This is a genomic window from Micromonospora haikouensis (assembly GCF_900091595.1).
GTDB classification, from domain to species: domain Bacteria; phylum Actinomycetota; class Actinomycetes; order Mycobacteriales; family Micromonosporaceae; genus Micromonospora; species Micromonospora haikouensis.
The window spans coordinates 60,396-81,034 of sequence record NZ_FMCW01000021.1 but is presented as its reverse complement, the minus strand read 5'-3'; the positions used below and the strand labels follow the sequence as shown (position 1 = coordinate 81,034).

General features: G+C 74.5%; 20 protein-coding genes. 7 read left to right on the top strand and 13 right to left on the bottom strand.

Annotation, left to right across the window (positions count from 1 at the left end; translation table 11 throughout):
• Positions 1 to 109: 109 nt before the first annotated feature.
• From GA0070558_RS21290 to pdxH, 6 genes are all read right to left on the bottom strand, one after another.
• Complete coding sequence (locus GA0070558_RS21290; RefSeq protein WP_091283006.1) at positions 110 to 1,270, bottom strand: acyl-CoA dehydrogenase family protein; 1,161 nt, start codon at positions 1,268 to 1,270, stop codon at positions 110 to 112.
• 31 nt (positions 1,271 to 1,301) lie between these two features.
• Positions 1,302 to 1,607: a type II toxin-antitoxin system VapB family antitoxin gene (locus GA0070558_RS21285; protein WP_043961565.1), complete on the bottom strand. Its 306-nt coding sequence runs from the start codon at positions 1,605 to 1,607 to the stop codon at positions 1,302 to 1,304.
• A 238-nt stretch (positions 1,608 to 1,845) separates the two neighbouring features.
• The gene (locus tag GA0070558_RS21280; RefSeq protein WP_091283004.1) at positions 1,846 to 2,448 is read right to left on the bottom strand and encodes a nitroreductase family protein; all 603 of its coding nucleotides are present in this window, start codon (positions 2,446 to 2,448) and stop codon (positions 1,846 to 1,848) included.
• A 17-nt stretch (positions 2,449 to 2,465) separates the two neighbouring features.
• Positions 2,466 to 3,398, bottom strand: coding sequence for an aldose 1-epimerase family protein (locus GA0070558_RS21275; RefSeq protein WP_077935787.1), 933 nt, complete (start codon positions 3,396 to 3,398; stop codon positions 2,466 to 2,468).
• Between the two features lie 104 nt (positions 3,399 to 3,502).
• On the bottom strand, positions 3,503 to 4,810 hold the full coding sequence (locus GA0070558_RS21270) for an MFS transporter (RefSeq protein WP_077935786.1): 1,308 nt from the start codon (positions 4,808 to 4,810) through the stop codon (positions 3,503 to 3,505).
• Positions 4,807 to 5,457 carry a pyridoxamine 5'-phosphate oxidase gene (pdxH, locus tag GA0070558_RS21265; RefSeq protein ID WP_176734300.1) on the bottom strand — a complete coding sequence of 217 codons (651 nt, stop codon included), beginning with the start codon at positions 5,455 to 5,457 and terminating at the stop codon, positions 4,807 to 4,809. The genes GA0070558_RS21270 and pdxH overlap by 4 nt, the downstream gene beginning before the upstream one ends.
• A gap of 279 nt (positions 5,458 to 5,736) precedes the next feature.
• Between pdxH and GA0070558_RS21260 the strand changes: the two genes are divergently transcribed.
• The 4 genes from GA0070558_RS21260 to GA0070558_RS21245 all read left to right on the top strand — a co-directional run bounded on the left by GA0070558_RS21260 (position 5,737) and on the right by GA0070558_RS21245 (position 10,728).
• Complete coding sequence (locus GA0070558_RS21260) at positions 5,737 to 6,843, top strand: citrate synthase 2 (RefSeq protein WP_077935784.1); 1,107 nt, start codon at positions 5,737 to 5,739, stop codon at positions 6,841 to 6,843.
• 405 nt (positions 6,844 to 7,248) lie between these two features.
• On the top strand, positions 7,249 to 8,376 hold the full coding sequence (gene serC, locus GA0070558_RS21255; RefSeq protein ID WP_091283000.1) for a phosphoserine transaminase: 1,128 nt from the start codon (positions 7,249 to 7,251) through the stop codon (positions 8,374 to 8,376).
• Between the two features lie 186 nt (positions 8,377 to 8,562).
• On the top strand, positions 8,563 to 9,651 hold the full coding sequence (gene sepH / locus GA0070558_RS21250; RefSeq protein ID WP_077935783.1) for a septation protein SepH: 1,089 nt from the start codon (positions 8,563 to 8,565) through the stop codon (positions 9,649 to 9,651).
• 90 nt (positions 9,652 to 9,741) lie between these two features.
• Entirely contained in the window at positions 9,742 to 10,728 is a 987-nt protein-coding gene (locus tag GA0070558_RS21245) for an aldo/keto reductase (RefSeq protein ID WP_091282998.1), read from the top strand.
• A gap of 231 nt (positions 10,729 to 10,959) precedes the next feature.
• On the opposite strand, the gene GA0070558_RS21240 is transcribed toward GA0070558_RS21245, so the two are convergent.
• The 5 genes from GA0070558_RS21240 to GA0070558_RS21220 form a co-directional block, all read right to left on the bottom strand.
• Positions 10,960 to 11,604: a 2'-5' RNA ligase family protein gene (locus GA0070558_RS21240; RefSeq protein WP_091283106.1), complete on the bottom strand. Its 645-nt coding sequence runs from the start codon at positions 11,602 to 11,604 to the stop codon at positions 10,960 to 10,962.
• 47 nt (positions 11,605 to 11,651) lie between these two features.
• Complete coding sequence (locus tag GA0070558_RS21235) at positions 11,652 to 12,161, bottom strand: hypothetical protein (protein WP_091282996.1); 510 nt, start codon at positions 12,159 to 12,161, stop codon at positions 11,652 to 11,654.
• A gap of 59 nt (positions 12,162 to 12,220) precedes the next feature.
• Complete coding sequence (locus GA0070558_RS21230; protein ID WP_091282994.1) at positions 12,221 to 13,534, bottom strand: MFS transporter; 1,314 nt, start codon at positions 13,532 to 13,534, stop codon at positions 12,221 to 12,223.
• Positions 13,535 to 13,619: 85 nt separating this feature from the next.
• A complete protein-coding gene (locus GA0070558_RS21225) occupies positions 13,620 to 14,069 on the bottom strand; it encodes a MarR family winged helix-turn-helix transcriptional regulator (protein WP_176734295.1) in 450 nt (149 codons plus the stop codon).
• Between the two features lie 123 nt (positions 14,070 to 14,192).
• Positions 14,193 to 15,671 (bottom strand): NCS2 family permease, encoded by a 1,479-nt coding sequence (locus GA0070558_RS21220; RefSeq protein ID WP_091283104.1) that lies wholly within the window; start codon positions 15,669 to 15,671, stop codon positions 14,193 to 14,195.
• Between the two features lie 90 nt (positions 15,672 to 15,761).
• Between GA0070558_RS21220 and GA0070558_RS21215 the strand changes: the two genes are divergently transcribed.
• Positions 15,762 to 16,040 (top strand): DUF2530 domain-containing protein, encoded by a 279-nt coding sequence (locus GA0070558_RS21215; protein ID WP_091282992.1) that lies wholly within the window; start codon positions 15,762 to 15,764, stop codon positions 16,038 to 16,040.
• A gap of 10 nt (positions 16,041 to 16,050) precedes the next feature.
• On the opposite strand, the gene GA0070558_RS21210 is transcribed toward GA0070558_RS21215, so the two are convergent.
• The gene (locus GA0070558_RS21210; protein WP_091282990.1) at positions 16,051 to 16,890 is read right to left on the bottom strand and encodes a DUF3027 domain-containing protein; all 840 of its coding nucleotides are present in this window, start codon (positions 16,888 to 16,890) and stop codon (positions 16,051 to 16,053) included.
• 89 nt (positions 16,891 to 16,979) lie between these two features.
• Between GA0070558_RS21210 and GA0070558_RS21205 the strand changes: the two genes are divergently transcribed.
• Both GA0070558_RS21205 and GA0070558_RS21200 read left to right on the top strand, forming a co-directional pair.
• Complete coding sequence (locus tag GA0070558_RS21205) at positions 16,980 to 18,659, top strand: MFS transporter (RefSeq protein ID WP_091282988.1); 1,680 nt, start codon at positions 16,980 to 16,982, stop codon at positions 18,657 to 18,659.
• Positions 18,660 to 18,745: 86 nt separating this feature from the next.
• On the top strand, positions 18,746 to 19,462 hold the full coding sequence (locus tag GA0070558_RS21200; RefSeq protein ID WP_091283102.1) for a futalosine hydrolase: 717 nt from the start codon (positions 18,746 to 18,748) through the stop codon (positions 19,460 to 19,462).
• Here GA0070558_RS21200 and GA0070558_RS21195 read toward each other — a convergent pair.
• Positions 19,459 to 20,400, bottom strand: a complete 942-nt coding sequence (locus tag GA0070558_RS21195) for a GNAT family N-acetyltransferase (RefSeq protein ID WP_141722276.1) — start codon at positions 20,398 to 20,400, stop codon at positions 19,459 to 19,461. The genes GA0070558_RS21200 and GA0070558_RS21195 overlap by 4 nt on opposite strands.
• Positions 20,401 to 20,639: the final 239 nt, after the last annotated feature.

Genomic DNA, 20,639 nt, shown 5'->3' with positions numbered 1-20,639 from the left:
GGACGGACCGGGACCACGTCAGGGGTTCGCCGGGGCCCGCCCGCGCAGGGATCAAGCCTGACCGCCCGGAGCGGGCGGGCCCCGGCGAACCCCCACCCCGCAGGACAGGTCAGGCGAACGCGGAGAGCCCCGTCAGCCGCTGCCCGATGACGAGCTGGTGGATCTCGGAGGTGCCCTCGTAGGTGAGCACGCTCTCCAGGTTGTTGGCGTGCCGCATGATCGGGTATTCCCCGGAGACGCCGTTCGCGCCGAGGATCGTGCGGCACTGCCGGGCGATGGCCAGCGCCTCCCGCACGTTGTTCAGCTTGCCCACGCTGACCTGCTCGGGGCGCAGCTTCCCGGCGTCGGCGAGCCGCCCCAGGTGCAGGGCCAGCAGGAAACCCTTCTGCCATTCGACCGCCATGTCGGCGAGCTTGGCCTGGGTGAGCTGGAAGCCGGCGAGCGGCCGGCCGAACTGGGTGCGCGTGCCCGCGTACGCCAGGGTGGTCTCCAGGCAGTCGCGGGCCGCGCCGAGCGCGCCCCAGACGATGCCGTGCCGGGCCTCGGTGAGGCAGCTCAGCGGGGCCTTGAGCCCGGCCGCGCCGGGCAGCAGCGCGTCCGCCGGGAGCCGGACGTCGTCGAGCGCGATCTCGCCGGTGACGGAGGCGCGCAGCGACATCTTGCGCCGGATCTCGCGCACCGACACCCCGGGCGAGTCCAGGGGTACGGCGAACCCGCGCACCCCCTCCTCGGCGCGGGCCCAGATCACGGCGACGTCGGCGACCGGCGCGTTGGTGATCCACATCTTGCCGCCGTGCAGCAGCCAGTCGTCGCCGTCGCGGCGGGCCCGGGTGGCCATCGACGCCGGGTCGGAGCCGTGGTCGGGCTCGGTCAGCCCGAAGCAGCCGATCGCCTCGCCGGTCGCCATGGCGGGCAGCCAGCGCTGCTTCTGCTCCTCGCTGCCGTAGCGCCAGATCGCGTACATGGCCAGCGAACCCTGCACCGAGACCAGGGACCGCACGCCGGAGTCACCGGCCTCCAGCTCCAGGCAGGCCAGCCCGTACGCGACGGCGGTGGAGCCGGCGCAGCCGTACCCCGTCAGGTGCATGCCGAGGAGGCCGAGCCGGCCGAACTCCCGGGCCAGCTCGCGGGCCGGGACGTGGCCCCGCTCGTACCAGTCGGCGACGTGCGGCCGGACCCGGTCGTCGACCAGCCGGCGCACGACGGACCGGATCTGGCGTTCCTCGTCGTCGAGGAGGGAGTCCAGGTCCAGCAGGTCGACAGGAGTCATCCCGCCACCCTAACGAAGCCTCAGGAGCGGGTCACTCGTGCTGACCGGCCAGCACCAGCACCCGGGCGTGGATCTGGTTGCGCTGCTGGAGCGCGGCGCGCAGCGCGCGGTGCAGCCCGTCCTCCAGGTAGAGCCCGCTGTTCCACTGCACCACGTGCGGGAACAGGTCCCCGTAGAAGGTGGAGTCCTCGGCGAGCAACTTGTCCAGCGCCAGCTCACGCTTGGTGGTGATCAACTGGTCCAGCCGCAGCGGACGCGGCGGGATCTCCGCCCACTGCTTGAGCGTCAGGTTGTGCTCCGGATAGGGACGCCCGTCCCGGACCGCTCTGAAGATCACGACGGCACGCTCCCCTCCCCCTCACCGTTCCGACCCACCGCGCCGGGTCGGATCGCGGCGTGGCACCGCGCGGCACGGCACCGATGACCGTGCCAGCGTAGCCGCCCCCGCCACACCGCGTTTTACTCCCTCATGTCGCTTTCGCGACCACTGTTGGTCAACCCCGCCCGGCGACGCCGGGCCGGGCCGCCGACACCTTCCCTCCGACGGCGAGCCGGGCCGCCGACGCCCCCCGGCGTCAGCTCCAGCGTCCCCGCCGGACCACCTCGTCGACCGGGCGACGCCCCCGCCGCAACGACGGCGACCGGTGGTCCGGCGCCCGGTAGCCGACGGTGAGCGCCCCGACCGGGTCGTACTCCGCCGGCACCCCGAACGCCCCCCGGTACGCCTGCGTGCGCTGCGGCGGGATGCCGAAGAAACACGCGCCCAGCCCCTCGTCCACGGCGGTGAGCAGCATCAGCAGGGCGGCAAAGCCGGTGTCGACATACCAGTACGGCACCGGCCAGCGCTCCTGCGCGCGGTCCGTCCAGCCCTTGTCCGGCTCGGCGTACCGCTCCAGGTACGCCGAGCGGTTGGCGTGCGGCACGACGATCAGCGGGGCCCGCCGCATCCCGGCCAGCCACCGCTCGCGCCCGCCGCCGTCCGGGGTGGTCGCCGCCCAGAAGCGTTCCCGGTCCGCCGGCTCCTCCAGCACCAGGAACCCCCAGCCCTGGGCGAACCCGGCCGACGGGGCCCGCACGGCGTGGTCGAGCAGCCGCTGCACCACCTCCGGCGGGACGGGGCGGTCCGGGTCGTAGTTGCGCACCATCCGGCGTCGCCGGAGCACCTCGGCGAACTCCACGCCGCCTGCTCCCCCTGCTACCGGGCCCCGGGCCGGATGCCCATGGTGCCCCGCCAGGTGTCGCCCGGCTCCAGGGTGATCACGTCCTTGCCCGAGCGGTACGCGTCCGGCGGGCAGGTCATCGGCTCGATCGCCACCGAGCGGCGGTGCCGCTCGCCGGTCAGGGTGTCCCCGGAGAAGACCTGCCACCAGCCGAACTCGCGGTCCGCCCAGACGGTGACGGCCGCCGCGTCGTCCGGGGCGGCCAGGGTCACCGAGGAGCCGCCGTCGGCGTCGCGGACCACGTCGCCGAACGCCGTGTCGAGCACCGCGTGGCCGATCCGCCGGGGGCTGGTGTAGTCGTACTCGGTGCCGGCGACCGGGGTCGCCCCGACCGGCAGCAGCCGACCGTCCACCTGCACCCGCAGCTTCGCCGGCACCCGCAGGGCGAGGTCGTCCACCGCCACCCCGGGCAGTTGCAGGTAGGGGTGCATCGAGAAGCCGAACGGGCAGGGCTCCCCGCTGACGTTGGTGGCCTCGTGGTCGATGCGCAGGCCGTCCGGGCCGACCGAGTAGCGGTTGCGCAGCCGCAGCGCCCACGGGTAGCCCGGCTGCGCGGGCAGGTCGTAGCCGAGGGTCACGGCGTCGTCGGACTGCTCGACGAGGTGCCACGGCACCCAGTTGACCAGGCCGTGCAGGGCCGCGCCCCGGCTCGGCTCGGTCAGCGTGAGCTGGAACTCCCGGCCGCCGAAGGCGTACTGGCCGTCGCGGATCCGGTTCGGCCAGGGGGCCAGCACCTGCCCGGCCCCGCCGGGGCAGAGCTCGTCGGCGGCGAACCCGTCGACGTAGTCGACGCCGTCGTGCCGGTACGTCCGCAGGCCGCCGCCGACCTCGACGAGCACGGCCTCGTGGCCGGCGGCGGAAATGGTCCACTGGGTGCCTGACGGCGGGCGGGGTGCGGCGTTCTGCATGCCGGTGACCTTAGTCGGTCACCTCTGTGCACGGGGTGCGCGGTCCGTCACCGCGCGCACCCCGCCCGGCCGCCGGTGCCTGCCCGTCACCGGCGGCCGGACGGTCAGCCGCGCGCCTCGGACGGCGCCCCCGACGTGGCCGCCCGGTAGCGCACCAGGGCCGGGAAGACGGCCGCCAGCAGCAGCGCGAGCACCGCCGCGGCGAGGCCGCCACCGACCCAGGCGACGCCGGTGCCGAAACCGGCGGCCATCGTGCCCGCCCGCAGGTCGCCGAGGCGGGGCCCGCCCGCCACCACCACCGTGTTGACGCCCTGGAGCCGGCCCCGCATCCGGTCCGGCGCGTGCACCAGCAGCATCGTCTGCCGCAGCACGGCGCTGACCAGGTCGGCCGCGCCGGCCACGGCGAGCAGCCCGACCACCAGCCAGAGCTGGCGGGCCAGCCCGGCGGCGGCGATGGCCAGCCCCCAGCCGACGACGGCGCACACCAGCGCCACCCCCTGCCGGTGGAGCCGGCCGATCCAGCCGGACGTGAGCCCACCGAGCATCGACCCGATGGCGATGGCGCTGAACAGCCAGCCGACGGCCGCGCCGCCGCCGAAGCGTTCCTCGGCGATCTCGGGGAACAGCGCCCGGGGCATCGCCAGCACCATCGCGATGAGGTCGATGGCGAAGGAGAGCAGCAGCACCGGCGTGGTGGCCAGGTAGCGCAGCCCGTCGACGACGCTGGCCAGCCCGGCCCGGCGGGGCGAGCCGTCGCCGTCGGGGTCGGGCTCCGGCGGCAGCGCCGGCATCCGCAGCGTCGCCCAGACCGCCGCCGTGAAGAAGACCGTGTCCACGCCGTACGCGATGGGCAGCGCGACCCCGACCTCCCAGGCCGCGAAGATCAGCCCGGCCAGCAGCGGCCCCAGCACGGACGCGGCGGTGTGGGTGGTGAAGTTCAGGGTGCTCGCGGCCGGGACCAGCTCGGCCGGGACGAGCCGGGGGATGCTCGCGGTGCGGGCCGCCCCGCTGACCGCGAACCCGACCGACTGCAACGCCACCAGGACCAGCAGCAGCACCGGGCTGCCCACCCGGAACACGGCCTGGGCCAGCAGCCCCACCATCGACGCCCACAGCACCGCCTGGCTGACCAGCAGCACCGCGCGCCGGTCCCGGGCGTCGGCGACCGCGCCGCCCCACAGCCCGAAGACCAGCAGCGGCAGGAACGCGGCCACGCCGAGCAGCCCGACCCAGAACGAGTCCCGGGTCAGCGCGAACATCTCCACCGGCACGGCCACGGCCGTGAACTGGAAGCCGAGCATCGCGACGCTGTTGCCGACCCAGATCCGGCGGTAGACGGGCACCCGCAGCGGGCGCAGGTCGATCGCCCAGCGGCGCGCCCCGCGCGGCCGGGTCTCCTTGACGGCGGTCACGGGGCGAGCCGCTCCACCACCCACCGGCCGTCGTCGGCCGGCCCCGGGTCGGGCGCGGTGCGGCGGAACCGCAGCCGGTCGTGCAGCCGGCTGGCCCGGCCCTGCCAGAACTCCACCGTCTCGGGGCGCACCCGCAGGCCGCCCCAGTGCGGGGGCGCGGGCACCGGGTCCACGTCGGCGAACCGCTCGGCCACCACCCGGTAGCCGGCGTCCAGCGCGGCCCGGTCGCCGATCACCCGCGACTGCTCGCTGGCCCACGCGCCGAGCTGCGAGCCGCGCGGCCGGCTGGCGAAGTACGCCTCGGTCTCGGCCCGGTCGACGGGCTCGATCCGCCCGGCGACCACCACCTGCCGCTGGCTGGGAAACCAGGGAAAGACCAGGCTGGCGTACGGGTTGGCCAGCGCCTCGGTGCCCTTGCGCGAGCCGTGGTTGGTGAACAGGACGAAGCCCTGCGGGTCGTACCCCTTGAGCAGGACGGTGCGCCCGCTGGGGCGGCCGGCGGCGTCGGCGGTGCCGAGCACCATCGCGTTCGGCTCGGGCAGCCCGGACGCCACCGCGTCGGCGAACCAGCGGGCGAACTGGGCGTGCCAGTCGGCGGCCAGATCAGCCTCGGAAAGGCCCAGGTCGGCGGCGTACTCGTTACGCATGCCGGCCGGGCCGGGTGTGTCACCCGTCACAGCTACCCTCCCCTTCGGTGGCCCCGTCACCCTCGGCGACGCTGGCCAGCCCCTACCGCCCAGTCTCATCGACCCCGCACCTTTGTCCACCGGCGGGGATGTCGCGTGCAGCACAGTCGTCGCGGGTCGCGCAGCCGGTTACCCACCAGGCAAGATGTCACGAACACGTCCCTGAGGGTCGCCTAAGGCGCTCGGCCGGCCGGGCCGGATGAGCCCAGGCGGGCGCATCGAGCAGATCCAGGAGTAAGAATGGCCGACTTCAAACCGGGCCTGGAGGGCGTCGTAGCCTTCGAGACCGAGATCGCCGAGCCCGACCGCGAGGGCGGTGCCCTGCGCTACCGCGGCGTGGACATCGAGGATCTGATCGGTCAGGTCTCCTTCGGCAACGTCTGGGCGCTGCTGGTCGACGGCCGGTTCGGCCCCGGCCTGCCGCCGGCGGAGCCGTTCCCGGTGCCCGTGCACTCCGGCGACATCCGGGTCGACGTGCAGTCCGCCGTCGCGATGCTCGCCCCGTACTGGGGGCTCAGCCAGCTCCTCGACATCTCCGACTCCCAGGCCCGCGAGGACCTCGCCCGGGTGTCGGTCACCGCGCTCTCCTTCGTCGCCCAGTCCGCGCGCGGCCTGGGCCTGCCGGCCGTGCCGCAGAAGGAGATCGACAAGGCGGAGACGATCGTCGAGCGCTTCATGAAGCGCTGGCGCGGCGAGCCCGACCCCCGCCACGTGAAGGCCGTCGACGCCTACTTCATCTCGGCCGCCGAGCACGGCCTGAACGCCTCCACCTTCACCGCCCGGATCGTCGCCTCCACCGGCGCCGACGCCGCCGCCTGCATCTCCTCCGGCATCGGCGCGCTCTCCGGCCCCCTGCACGGCGGCGCGCCGTCGCGGGTGCTCAGCATGCTGGAGGCCGTCGAGCGCAGCGGCGACGCCGAGGGGTACGTCAAGGGCGTCCTCGACCGGGGCGAGCGGCTGATGGGCTTCGGCCACCGGGTCTACCGGGCCGAGGACCCGCGCGCCCGCGTGCTGCGCCGCACCGCCAAGGAGCTGGGCGCGCCGCGCTTCGAGATCGCCGAGGCGCTGGAGAAGGCGGCCCTGGCCGAGCTGCAGGCCCGCCGCCCCGACCGGGTGCTCGCCACGAACGTCGAGTTCTGGTCGGCCGTCGTGCTCGACTTCGCCGAGGTGCCCGCGCACATGTTCACCTCGATGTTCACCTGCGCCCGGATGGGCGGCTGGAGCGCGCACATCCTGGAGCAGAAGAAGCTCCAGCGGCTGGTCCGCCCGTCGGCCCGCTACGTCGGGCCGGGCAGCCGCAAGCCGCAGCAGGTCGAGGGCTGGGACGCCATCCCGCACGGCGTGTGATCAGTGCAAGGAAGGGCACCCTGTTAACGCTTTCTGCATAGCAGGGGCCCCCTGTTAACACCCACCACCTGGGTGCGCGACGCCCGTCCGATCCACCCGTCGACGCGACGACGGAAGGGGCCCCGCCGGTTCGGCGGGGCCGCTCCGCGTACCAGAAGGTCCGTCCGGCCCCGCGTAACCGGGGGCGGGGTGGCGACGTAACCGGGCGGATGTGTCATACGCCTCAGCTCCGGCGGCGGGACCCTCGGGTGTCCGGGCCGCCCCGGGTGCGAGGATGGGGGCTCGGCAGTGCCGCCGCACCGGGCTCGGATCCGGCCGCCCGTGCGTCCCGCGCACGCGTCCGTCCTCCGCGCCCGACCACCACCTGTGACCGGGCCCCGCCCACGCGGAAGGATCTCGACAACCGTGGCTGACGCACCGACCATCCGGATTCCCGACGACATCAAGCCCGCCGACGGGCGGTTCGGCTGCGGGCCGTCCAAGGTCCGTCCGGCGGCCGTCTCCGCCCTCGCCGACGCGGCGACGGGCTTCCTGGGCACCTCGCACCGGCAGAAGACCGTCCGCGACCAGGTCGCCCGGCTGCGGCGCGGCATCGCCGAGTTCTACTCCCTCCCCGAGGGCTACGAGGTGATCCTCGGCAACGGCGGCACCACCGCCTTCTGGGAGGTCGCGACGTTCGGCCTGATCCGCGACCGGGCGCAGTTCGCCAGCTTCGGCGAGTTCGGCGCGAAGTTCGTCAAGTCGGTCAAGGACGCCCCGTTCCTCGGCGAGCCCACCGTGCGCAAGGCCGAGCCGGGCAGCGCCCCGGCGCTGGTCGCCGAGGCCGGCGTCGACGCGTACGGGCTGCCGCAGAACGAGACCTCCACCGGCGTCGCGGTGCCGATCAGCCGGGTCGCCGGGGCCGACGAGGGCTCGCTGCTGCTGGTCGACGCGACCTCGGCGGCCGGCGGCCTGGCGGTGGACGTCGCCGAGACCGACGTCTACTACTTCGCCCCGCAGAAGTGCTTCGCCTCCGACGGCGGCCTCTGGCTGGCCCTGATGTCGCCGGCCGCCCTGGACCGGGCCGCCGAGATCAAGGCGTCGGGCCGCTACATCCCGGCGTTCCTCGACCTGGTCACCGCGATCGACAACTCGCGGCTGGAGCAGACCTACAACACCCCGGCGCTGGCCACCATCTTCCTGGCCGCCGAGCAGACCGACTGGATGAACGAGCAGGGCGGCCTGGCCTGGGCGGCCAAGCGCACGGCCGAGAGCGCCGGCATCGTGTACGGCTGGGCCGAGCGCTCCGCCGTGGCGACCCCGTTCGTCACCGACCCGGCGCTGCGCTCCAACGTGGTCGCCACCATCGACTTCGCCGACGGGGTGGACGCGGCGGCGATCGCCAAGGCGCTGCGGGCCAACGGCATCGTCGACACCGAGCCCTACCGGAAGCTGGGCCGCAACCAGCTGCGCATCGCGCTCTACCCGGCCGTCGAGCCGTCCGACGTGGAGGCGCTGACCGCCTCGATCGACTACGTGGTCGAGCGGCTCTGAGGCATCGTCACACTGGGTGGCCGCCGCACCGCCGCCGGCCACCCAGTGTGATCATCTTCGCAGCTCATCCGCGACATGCGGGTGTCGCATCCCCCACCGGGTTGCGGATGGGCGTACCGTGGTGCGGGACGCCCGGGTGGCCGACCCGTGGCGTGCGGCCAGCGAAGCGGGACGGAGGCAACGCTCATGCGCCCAGTACGCTTCGTCGCCCTCTCCGAGGACGGCCAGGCTCTGGTGCTCGCCGACGAGGTCGGGCGGCTGCTCGCCCTGCCCATCGACGAGCGGATCGCCGGCGCCCTGCACGCCGAGCCGGGCGCGCCCCCGCTCGCCGTGGTGCCGAACACCACCGACCACCCCTTGCCGTCGCTGTCCCCGCGCGACATCCAGGCCAAGATCCGTTCCGGCGAGTCCGCCGAGGACGTGGCCCGCATCGCGGGCGTCCCGGTCGACCGCGTGCTGCGCTACGCGGGCCCGGTGCTCCAGGAGCGGGCGATGCTCGCCCAGCACGCCCGGCGCACCCGCCTCAAGGGCGCGGAGAAGCCGACCCCCCTGGCCGAGGTGGTCAACGGCCGGCTGGCCCAGCACGGGATCGACACCGAGAAGATCTCCTGGGACGCCTACCGCCGCGACGACGGCACCTGGCGGATCATCGCCACCTGGCCGTCGGGCAAGGCCACCGCGCAGGCGGTCTGGGACCTGGACAAGACCCGGCAGCACGTCGTCCCGCACGACGACATGGCGCAATACCTCTGCGCCGAGCGCCCCACGCCGATCCTCGGCCAGGAGCCGGCACCCGAGCGCGGCGGCCACGCGCTGCCCGGCCCTTCGCGCGGCGAGCCGAGCCGGGGCGGGCACGGGCTGCCCTCGGCGGCCGGCGACCACAGCCGCCCGGGGCGCGACCCGATCCGCGCCGGGCGGGACGCCCTGCTCGCCTCCCTGGACCGGCCGCTCGGTTCGACGTCCGGTCGCGGCCTGGAGCCGCGTACGCCGGCGGCGCTGGCCGGGTCGGACGCGCCCCGGCAGCGGCCGGTCGGCGGCGGGGCGGCGGCCCTGCTCGGCGGCGGCCAGGGCTCGGCGTTCGACGACGACTCGGACGCGCCCAAGGAGGTCCCGGCCGTGCCGTCGCTGGCGGTGCTCCGGCCCCGCCGCACGGGCGCTGCCGCGGCGGCCTCCGGCGGCGAGTCCACCGACGCGTCCGGCAAGCCGCGCAAGCGCCTGCCGAGCTGGGACGACGTGCTGTTCGGCAGCGGCCCGGCGGCCCGCGAGTCCTCCTGACCCACCCGCCTGCGCCGGGCGGCACGCGTTCCCCGCGCACCGCCCGGCGGCGGCAGGCAGTCGGCATCCCGCCGTGGCAGGGTGGGTCGTATGGAGTACACGAATCTGGGACGCACCGGTCTGTCGGTGAGCCGGCTCTGCCTCGGCACGATGAACTTCGGTCCGCAGACCAGCGAGCCGGACAGCTACGCCGTCATGGACCGGGCGCTTGAGCACGGCATCAACTTCTTCGACACCGCCAACATCTACGGCTGGCAGACCGGCGAGGGCATCACCGAGCAGATCATCGGCCGCTGGTTCGCCCAGGGCGGCGGCCGGCGGGAGAAGGTGGTGCTGGCCACCAAGGTCTACGGCAAGATGGGCGACTGGCCCAACGAGCAGGGGCTCTCCGCCCGGCACATCATCCGGGCCTGCGAGGATTCGCTGCGCCGGCTCCAGACCGACGTCATCGACCTCTACCAGATGCACCACGTCTCCCGGGCCACCCCGTGGGAGGAGATCTGGCAGGCGATGGAGACCCTGGTCGCCCAGGGCAAGGTCGTCTACGTCGGATCGTCCAACTTCGCCGGTTGGCACATCGGGCAGGCACAGGCGGCGGCGCAGCGGCGCAACTTCCTCGGCCTCGTCTCCGAACAGTCCATCTACAACCTGCTGACCCGGGCCGTCGAGCTGGAGGTGGTCCCGGCCGCCCAGCACTACGGCCTCGGCATCATCCCCTGGTCACCGCTGCACGGCGGGCTGCTGTCGGGGGCGCTGCGCAAGATGGCCGAGGGCGGGGCCGCCCGCAGCGCCGCAGGCCGCGCCGCCGAGGGCCTGGCCGAGCACCGGCCGACCATCGAGGCGTACGAGAAGTTCTGCGCCGACCTCGGCCACGACCCGGCGGACGTGGCGCTCGGCTGGCTGCTCTCCCGGCCCGGGGTGACGGCCCCGATCATCGGCCCGCGCACCATCGACCAGCTCGACCGGTCGCTGGGCGCGCTGGACGTCCGCATCGACGAGGCGGCGCTGGCCCGGCTCGACGAGCTGTTCCCGCCGGTGGGCAAGGGCGGCCCGGGCCCGGAGGCGTGGGCCTGGTAGGCGCGCGGTCGCCGGGCACGCGCCGCCCGGTCGCCGGACGCGCTCGGCACGCGCCGACGCTGGGCGCCCCGCCGGGCGGCGCGGCACCATGTCGGCGACATGGCGGTATCCCCAAGGCGGGAAGCCGCCATGTCGCCGACATGGCGGGCCCCACCGGCCCGGCCCGGCCCCACCGGCCCGACCCGACCGGGGCCCGACCCGGCCAGGGCCCGACCCAGCCGCCGGTCCCGGTCAGATCGGCCAGGCGGCCACCCGGTCGTACGTCGGCTGCGGGCCCTGGTGGCTGCGGACCAGCACCAGCTCGGCGGCCGGCCACGGCGGACCCAGGTAGTCGTGCAGGGCCTCCCGGTCGGCGGCCACGTCGGCGCGGTCGATCCGGTCGCCGGGGCGGGCGATGGTGAGGTGCGGGGTGAACGGCTTCTCGTCGTACGGCAGCCGGCCCCGGCGCAGCCCCGACCGGACCAACCGGGCCAGGACGCGCAACGCCTCGACGTCGCCGCGCACGTCCACCCAGAGGACCGTGAACCGGCCCCGGCCGAAGCTGCCCCCGCCGCCGAGCCGCAGCACGGCCGGCCTGGTCCCGCCGCCGAGCCGCAGCACGGCCGGCCCGGTCCCGCCGCCCGCCGGTCGTTCGGCCGCCGGCAGATCGCGGGTGCGGAACGCCTCGGCGGCGATGTCGAGGGCGTGCTCGACGTCGACGAGGCGGCCCGCGTCGACCTGGCCGAGGAAGGCGACGGTGAGGTGCGCCCGCGCCGGGTCGGCGAGCCTGACGTTGGTGCCGGCCGCCGCCGCACGGCCGACCCGGAGCCGGGCCACCTCGGCGCTCAGGTCGGCGACGGCCTCGGGTGACGGGAAGACCGCGACGAAGAGCCGCATCCCGGCGGCGGGCACGACGGTGCCGGTCACCGGGGGCTCGGCGGGGGTCAGCGGTGCCGCTGGCGGTGTCGGGGCCGGGCGGCGGGCAGGGTGAGACCGGCCGCGTGCAGCATCCCCTCGACCCGGACCCGCTCGATCTGCCGGTCGACGCCCTCCAGCTCGCCCAGGTGCTCGGGGAGCCCCAGGCAGCGGCAGGCGGCCCTCAGGTGCTCGTCGTACGCGTCGACGACGGCGGCGTGCCAGATCACCGCCCGGCCGCCCGGGTTGACCCGGTGCCCGGCGAACCGGTGCAGGTCGGCGGCGATCTGCTGGAGGGACCGTCGGTCCTCCCGGTCGAACTCGGTGAGGTCGATGCCTCGGGTCAGCCCCTCGGCGTCGACGGCCCGGTCCAGCTGGGCGATGGTGCGGCGTTCCTGGCGTCGTTCGCGCCACTCGGCATAGCCGCAGGCGACCCGGTCGATGATCTCGTCGGCGCAGAACACCAGCGCAAAGGCGACCGGAAGACTCGCGACAGCGACGAACGCCAGGGCAAGGAGCATCGCTCGGCCTACCTCCACGTATCGACGCTATGCTGCCGCGAGCCTCGCCGCCACCGGTTTATTGACATTCACCAGATTCAATTGCTTGGCGTCAGCAGGGGGCCTCTCCCCGCTCCCCGCTCCACCACGTAGAAGCGGGGGGACGGGAGCACCCGCAGGCGTAGCCGGGCCCCCGAGCGGCGCAACTGCCAGGCGAGCGCCAGCAGGGCGGTGGCCAGCGAGATCAGCCCGCCGATCCAGATGCTCGCCCCGGCGCCGAACCGCTCGGCCACCCAGCCGATGATCGGCGCGCCGACCGGGTTGGTGCCGAGGAACACCAGCACCCACAGCGCCATGACCCGGCCCCGGAACGCGGCGTCGGTGCCGAGCTGCACCCGCTGGTTGGCCGACTGGGCGAAGAAGACCATGAAGAACCCGGCGGGCAGCAGCAACGCCACCACCATCCAGTACGCCGGGGCGAGCCCGACCAGGGTGCCGAAGACGGCGCAGCCGACCGCCGCGCCGAGCACCAGCCACACCGAGGGGCGGCTGCGCCGCCCGGTGCCGGCCAGCGCCCCGACGAGCGCACCGACGGCCAGCGCCGTGCTGAACAGGCCGAACGAGGCGGCACCCGTCTTGAACACGGTCTTGGCCAGGGCGGCGAGGGTGAGCTGGAAGTTGAACAGGCTCATCCCGATCACCGACATCACGGCCATCGGCAGCAGCAGGTCGGGGCGGCGGGCGACGTAGCGCAGGCCGTCGACGACCCGGGCGGAGTCCCTCTCGGCGACGGGGAGGAGGTCCTTGCGGTGCAGCTCGGCGGGGCGCATCCGGACCACGGTGGCCAGGGGGCCGAGCGAGCTGAGCGCGGTGAACAGGAAGACCGGGCCGACGTCGACGGCGGCGATGGCCAGGCCGGCGACGGCGGGGCCGACGATGCGGGCCGAGTTGAACACGGCCGCGTTGAGCGACAGCGCGTTGGGCAGCAGCGACGTGCCGACGAGTTCGGAGACGAACGCCTGCCGCACGGGCGTCTCCACCGCGTTGGCGACGCCGAGCAGGGCGGCGAAGACGAAGACGTGCCAGAGCTGGACGAGGCCGGTGAGCACCAGCAGGCTCATCCCGAACGACAGCACCGTCCAGAACGCGTTCGCGACGAAGAGCAGCAGGCGCTTGTCGTACCGGTCGGCGAGCCGCCCGGAGAGCAGGGTGAGCAGCAGCACGGGGGTGAACTGGAGGGCGGTGACCACGCCGAGGGCGGTGGCGGAGTCGTCGGAGAGTTCGAGGACGAGCCAGTCCTGGGCGATGAACATCATCCAGACGCCGATCAGTTTGATCAGCTGCCCGGACGCGAAGAGCCGGTAGTTGCGGACCTGCAGTGACTGGAACATCGCGCTCAGCTTCGCCTGCACCCTGGATGCGCCTCCTCGCTCGTACGCCTCATCGACGGCGGACGGCGCGGACCAGGCGGCGGCGCGCCCCGGTGGGCGCGGCGCGTCAGGCGCGGGCGAGCTGCTGCAGGATCTCGGCAGCCCGTTGCAGGGTCTCCCGGTCGGTCTCGGGCAGCTCGGCCAGCCGGCTGGCCAGCCACTCGTTGCGGGCCCGCTCGAACTGGTCGAGCACGGCCCGGCCGCCCTCGGTCGCCGAGAGGATGACCTGCCGGCCGTCGGTCGGGTGGGGGGTGCGGCCCACGAGGCCGCGTTCCTCCAGCTTCGCGACGATCTTGGTCATCGTCGGCGGTTGCACCCGTTCGACATCGGCCAGTTCCCGGGGCGTCAGCGCGCCCGCCAGCACGAGGCTGGTGAGCGCGGAGAGCTGGGTGACCGTCAGGTCGCCGACCGGTCGGGCCTGTCGGACCCGCCGGTTGAGCCGGGTGATCGCATCACGCAGCTGGGGAGCCAGCTGCGCCGGTGGCACGCGTCTCGCCGTCACCGTCCGCTCCGTCACGATAGTTAGCCTAACTAATGAGCCTGGCTAACGACAGCCGTTATGACCATGCTCACCAGGGGGTGTGCGCCCCGGAAGCCGGGGTACCGGTCCGGCACCCCGACCCCCGGGACACGTGGGGCGTCAGAGTACGACCGACTCGATCGGCCCGCGCAGGAAGTACAGGACGAACAGCGCCGCCACCGCGTACAGCAGGGGGTGGACCTCGCGGGCCTTCCCCTTCGCCAGCTTCACGATCACGTACGAGATGACGCCCGCGCCGATGCCGTTGGAGATCGAGTACGTGAACGGCATCAGGGTGATCGTGAGGAACGCCGGGATCGCGATCTCGTAGTCGGTCCAGTCGATCGTCCGCACCGCCGTCATCATCAGGAAGCCGACCACCACCAGCGCCGTCGACGCCGCCTCGAACGGCACCACCACCGCCAGCGGCGCGAGGAACATCGCCAGCAGGAACAACGCGCCCGTGACCAGGTTGGCCACGCCCGTGCGGGCGCCCTCCGCGACACCGGCGGCGCTCTCGATGTACGACGTGTTGCTGGAGACGCTCGCCGCGCCACCCGCAGCCGCGGCGATCGAGTCGACCAGCAGGATCTCCTTGGCCCGCGGCGGGGTGCCCCGCTCGTCGAGCATGTCCCCCTCCTGGCCGATCGCGACCATCGTGCCCATCGTGTCGAAGAAGTCCGTGATCAGCAGCGTGAACACGAACATCAGCGGCACCAGCCAGCCGACCCGGGTCCACGAGTCCAGCACGTTGAAGTTGCCCAGCAGCGACAGGTCGGGCACGTCCACGACCGTCTTCGGCAGCTCCGGCACGTTCAGCGACCAGCCCTTGGGGTTGGGCTTGCCGTCGACGAAGGACGGGCCGACGTTCGCCACGGCCTCCACCACGATCGCCAGCACGGTCGAGGCGAGGATGCCGATCAGGATCGCGCCGCGCACCCGGCGCACCACCAGCACGATCGTGACCAGCAGGCCCACCACGAAGACCAGCATCGGCCAGCTCACGATCTTGCCGCCGATGCCCAGCCCCACCGGGACCGTCGTGTTCGCCGCGTCCGGCACCCGCCGGACGAAGCCGGCGTCGACCAGGCCGATGATCGTCAGGAAGAGGCCGATGCCGACGCCGATCGCGGTCTTGAGCTGTGTGGGCACCGAGCGGAACACCGCCGTACGCAGGCCGGTGAGCACCAGGATCGCGATCAGCACACCCTCGATCACCACCAGGCCCATCGCGTCGGCCCAGGTCATCTGCGGGGCGATCTCGTACGCCACCAGCGCGTTCACGCCCAGGCCGGCGGCCAGCGCCATCGGGAACCGGCCGACCACCCCCATCAGGATCGTCATCAGGCCCGCGACGAGCGCCGTCGCGGCGGCCAGCGCCGGGATCGCCAGCTTCTTGCCGTCTCCGTCGACGGCGCTGCCGATGATCAGCGGGTTGAGCACCACGATGTACGCCATCGTGAAGAACGTCGCCAGGCCGCCCCGCACCTCCCGGCCCGGTGTCGAGCCGCGCGCGGTGATCTCGAAGAAGCGGTCGAAGGCGTTGCGGGGGTGAGCGGGATCGGGTGGAGTGCCGTTGTCCGGCGGCGCAATGGCCATCTGGTCCTCGCAGGTGATCATCCGTCTGGTGCGCGCATCGTCGCAGATCACGCGGTCAACTGGGAAGGTTGATCGCGTACGCTTGCCCCCGTGCGACAGGAGCAACCGCCGCGGCCCGAGCCGCTCGACCCGCCGATGGTGCCGTTCGCGGTCGCCGGGCTGGTCGCCTGGGCGGTCGCCGGCCTGGTGCTGCTGCTCTTCTTCCGTGGCTGGCTGACCGAGCACGGCCGCCAGGACTGGCTCTGGATCTGCCTGGCCGGTTTCCTCTGGGGCTTCCCCGGTCTCGCCGTGATGATGCGTCACGACGCCAACCGGCGTCGCCGTCGCGCCGCCGCGCAGGCCGGTCAGCCCGCCGACACCCGAAGCTGAGCCCGCCCGGTCACGGGTGGCCGTACGGCTCGCCCGGCTCCGCCGCCTCCACCGAGCCCGGGGCCCGGCTCACCGACATCGCCTCGACGGCGCTGTCGTCGTAGACCGTGGGCAACTCGTCGACCGGGCTGTCGGGCGTCTCGACCAGCGTCTCCGAGTGCGCGCCGCAGCCGTGGTCGGCGCTGACCACCCGACCGTCGTCGGGGGCGTAGAAGTTGCCGCACGCCCCGAACGCCTGCCGCAACGCGCCGGCCAGCGGCAGGTAGAAGCCGCACGTGCCGCAGCGGGCGGCGGCCGGGGCGGCGGTGGAGATCGGCGCCGACGGGCCGTGGTCGCCGTCGTACCAGCGCTGCGCGGCCTCGCTGCGCCCCTCCCGGGACAGCACCCGCGGCCGACCGAGGCCCAACTCCCAGGCGGTCTCCTCCACCGCCGGGTCGTCGGACAGGACGTACCCCGGGGCGAGCCGCTCGTCGTCGGGCAGGGTCGGCAGGAGGTCACCCGGGCCCAGGTCGCCCGGCTTGAGCCGCTCCTGCCAGGGCAGCCAGCCCGGCGCGAGCAGCGCGTCCGAGCCCGGCAGCAGGACCGTCTCGCAGACGGTGACCTTGCGGCTGCGCGGCACCCGGGTCACGGTGACCGCCCACCGCCAGCCCCGGTAGCCGGACAGCCGGCACTCGAAGTAGTGGGTGACGACCCGGTCCCCCTCGGCGACGGCCTGGAGGTGGTCGCCGACGTCGGAGGGCTCCACCTCGGTGATGGCGTCGCGGGCCACCTCGACGGCGGCGGCGCAGACCTGGTCGAGGCGGGCGGCACGTGCGGAGGCGGGCCTGGTCACCCGACCATTGTTCCCCATGGGTGCCGAAGACCGACAGGCACTCCCCGCAAGGTCGTTCTCCGGCGGTGCTGGCGCGGAGGTGGGGGGCATGGGCGAGGATGGTGCACATGCCGTTGTTCTCCCGCTCCGATCGGTCCATGCTGGGGCGGACCGTCGGCACCGGCATCCGGGCCGGCCGCCTCGTGCTGCGCGGCTCCGCCCGCGGCGGGCGCTGGATGACCCGCCAGGCCGGCTCGGCCCGGGCCCGGGGCGCGGGCGGCGAGGTCGGCATGGTGCGCCTGTTCGACCTGCACGCCCTCTCCTGCGCGGGAGACACGCTGATCGCGATCGGCCTCGCCGGGACGATCTTCTTCAACGTCCCCCTCGGCGAGGCGCGCAGCAAGGTCGCGCTCTACCTGCTGGTCACGATGGTGCCGTTCGCGATGCTCGCGCCGGTGGTCGGCCCGCTGCTGGACCACTTCCGGCACGGCCGACGGTACGCGCTCGCCGCCACCATGCTCGGCCGTGCCTTCCTGGCCTGGCTGATCTCCGACTACATGCACGGCTTCGGCCTCTACCCGGCGGCCTTCGGGGTGCTCGCGCTCTCCCGGGCGTACGGCGTGGCCCGCTCGGCGGCCGTGCCCCGGCTGCTGCCCGAGGGGCTCGGCCTGTCCCAGGTCGGCGCGCGGGCCAGCGTCTACGGCACGGTGGCCGGCGCCCTCGTCGCCCCGCTCGGGCTGGCCGCGTTCTGGTTCGGGCCGCAGTGGCCGCTGCGGGTCGCCTCGGTGCTCTTCCTGGTCGGCATGGTGATCGCGTTGCGGCTGCCGCCCCGGGCCGACTCCGAGCCGCCCGAGCGGGTGCCCCGCCCGCTGCGCTCCCTGGGCCGGCGGGCCGCCGGGGACCGCCCGCTGGGGCGTGGCCGCCCGTCCGGCCGCCTCGTCATCGCCAGCCTGCTCGGCGCGGCGCTGCTCCGCGTCGTCTACGGCTTCCTGCTGCTCTTCCTCGCCTTCGCGCTGAAGAAGGGCGACCTGACCACCGACTTCTTCGGGCGCGAGCTGAGCGCGGAGATGGCGCTCGGCCTCGTCGGCGGTGCGCTGGCGGTCGGCAGCTTCCTGGCCACCGCGGTCGGCACCCGACTGCGCATCCACCGCCCCACCGCGATCCAGTCCAGCAGCACGATCATCGTGGCCGGCACGGCCGTTCTCGCCACGATCCAGTTCTCGCTGCCGATGGTGGCCCTGCTCTGCCTGGTCGCCACGCTGGCCAGCGGCGTGGCGAAGCTCGCGGTCGACGCCTCCATCCAGGAACGCATCCCGGAGCGGCTGCGGGCCAGCTCGTTCGCCCACTCGGAGACGGCGCTGATGCTCGCCTTCGTGGCCGGCGGCGCGCTCGGCCTGGTCCCGTTCGACGGCCGGCTGGGCATCGCCGTGGCCGCCGGCGTGGGCGTGCTCGCCGCCGCCCGGGGCGCGTACGTCGCCGGAAAGCTCCGCGACCAGCGGCTGCTCGGCCGTCCGCTCGGCGACGACGAGCTGGCCGACGAGCCGGTCGGGGATCCCGCCGGGAAGTCGGCTCCTGGGGACCGCCCGGCAGCCGACGACCCGACGGCGCACGGACCGGTGACACCCGACCCGGTGATGCACGACCCGGTGACCGACCACGACCCGATGACGGACATCGCCCCCACCTCACCCGCACCCGCCTCCTCCGCCCCGCCCGGCTACCACGTCTACCGGCCGTCCTCCGCGGTCGCCGGCGCCGGCGGAGCGGGCGCGGCCGACGACGAGGCCCGCCGGGAACCCCTCGCGTGACCGGCGGGACGGGCGTGACCGGCCCGACCGTCCGGATCGGCGAGGCCGGCCTGCTCGGCGAGGCCGGCCTGCTCGGCGAGGCCGGCCTGCTCGGCGAGGCCGGCCTCCTCGTGGTGACGGCGGTGCCGGCCGAGGCCGAGGCGATCCGCGCCGGCCTCCCCGCCTCCTCGCCCGGGGCCACCCCACCCGCGGCTGCGCCGGCCGGGACCTCGCCGGCCGCCGCCGGGGTGACCGTGGTGCCCGTGGGGGTGGGTCCGGCCGTCGCCGGGGCGGCCACCGCCCGGCTGCTGGCGCTCGCGGAGGCCGCCGGCCGCCCGTACCGGGCCGTGGTCAGCGCGGGCATCGCCGGTGGCTTCGTCGGCCGGGCGGCCGTGGGCGCGACGGTGCTGGCGAGCCGCAGCGTCGCCGCCGACCTCGGTGCCGAGTCGCCGACGGGCTTCATCCCGGTGGACCAGCTCGGCATGCCCCCCGAGCTGCTCGGCACCGGCACCGCCGTGCCCGCCGACCCGGGCCTGCTGGCGGCCCTGCGCGCGGTCCTGCCGGCGGCGACGGTCGGCGCGGTGCTCACCGTCAGCACGGTCACCGGCACCGCCGCCGGCACCGCCGCGCTCGCCGACCGGCACCCCGACGCGGTGGCCGAGGCCATGGAGGGGTACGGCGTGGCGGTCGCCGCCGCCCAGGCCGGCGTGCCCTTCGCCGAGCTGCGCACCGTCTCCAACCCGATCGGCCCCCGGGACCGCAGCGCGTGGCGGATGCGCGAGGCGTTCGCCGCCCTCACGGCGGCCGCGGCGGCGCTGGGCTAGGGCTGGAGCGGCGCTGGGCCAGGGAGCAGCGCAGCACCGAGCCACGCACGGTCGAGGCGCATCGCGTAGTGCCCCCGCCCCTCGATCCGGTATCCACAGGCGAGCAGCAGGTCGACACCGCCGAAGTCCGCGACGGCGTGGGCGACCCGGATCCCGGCCCGTTCCATCTCCGCAGTCAGCGCCGCCACCAGCCGCCGCCCGATCCCCAGCAGCCGGCACGGCCCGGCCACCAGCACGCCGTCCAGCACGATCTCCCGCGCACCGGCGTCGATCAGGTCGCCGTACAGCAACCGGGGGTCGCGCTCGTGGGCGCGCAGCTCCCCGACCAGCTGGCCGTCGGGCAACTCCGCCACGAACCGCCAACACGTCCCGGGCAACCCGTCGTCGGTGACCCGGCGCACGATCACCTCGCGGCGGATCCGCTCGCCCCACCGGCGGCGGTCCCGACGCTCGCGGCTCAGCTCGTACGTCGCCGCCGGCAACCGCCGCGGCCAGTGCTGCGGCGGAAGGTTCCACCACCCCGCCCACCAGGCACCCGGCCAGTCCTTCGGGCCATGCACCTCCCAGGCGTCCAGGTGCGGCGGGTACCGCCGCCCCGCCTCGTCCCGCAGCCCGTCGTGCGGCACCCCGGGCACCGGCACCACCTCCGGCACCCGGTCGTCGCCGGGCTGAACGCAGGTGCGGTCGCTGGGCTGGTCGCAGGTGTGGTCGCTGGCCTGATCGCCGGGTATCCCGATCGCCACCCGCCCGCCGGCCGCCCGCACCAGCCGCTCGACCGTCCGGAACCGGACGTCCCCGGAGCGGCCCGACTCGATCCGCGCCAACGTCGCCTGTGGCACCCCGGCGAGGTCTGCCAGCTCACGCTGGCTCAGGTCCGCGCGGCGACGCAATGCCCGAAGCGATCCGCCCAGATCGACCCGGTCCGCTGTCTCTGCCATGCCTCAATGCTGTCGCCCACCCCGCCGGTCATCAACAACCCCCGCCGGGCTGTGGACAACCTGTGGATAACTCCACTCGCTGTTGAGGACCGATACTGCGTGCCGCTCGCTAGGGAGCTGAGTCACCTACGACATCAGGGACCGGAGCACGACACCGGAGCCACCTGCCAGGCTCAGGCCAGGGGGCGGCGCAAGGCGAGGCGGCACGGCAGGCCCAGGAGACAGCGCGAGGCGAGGCG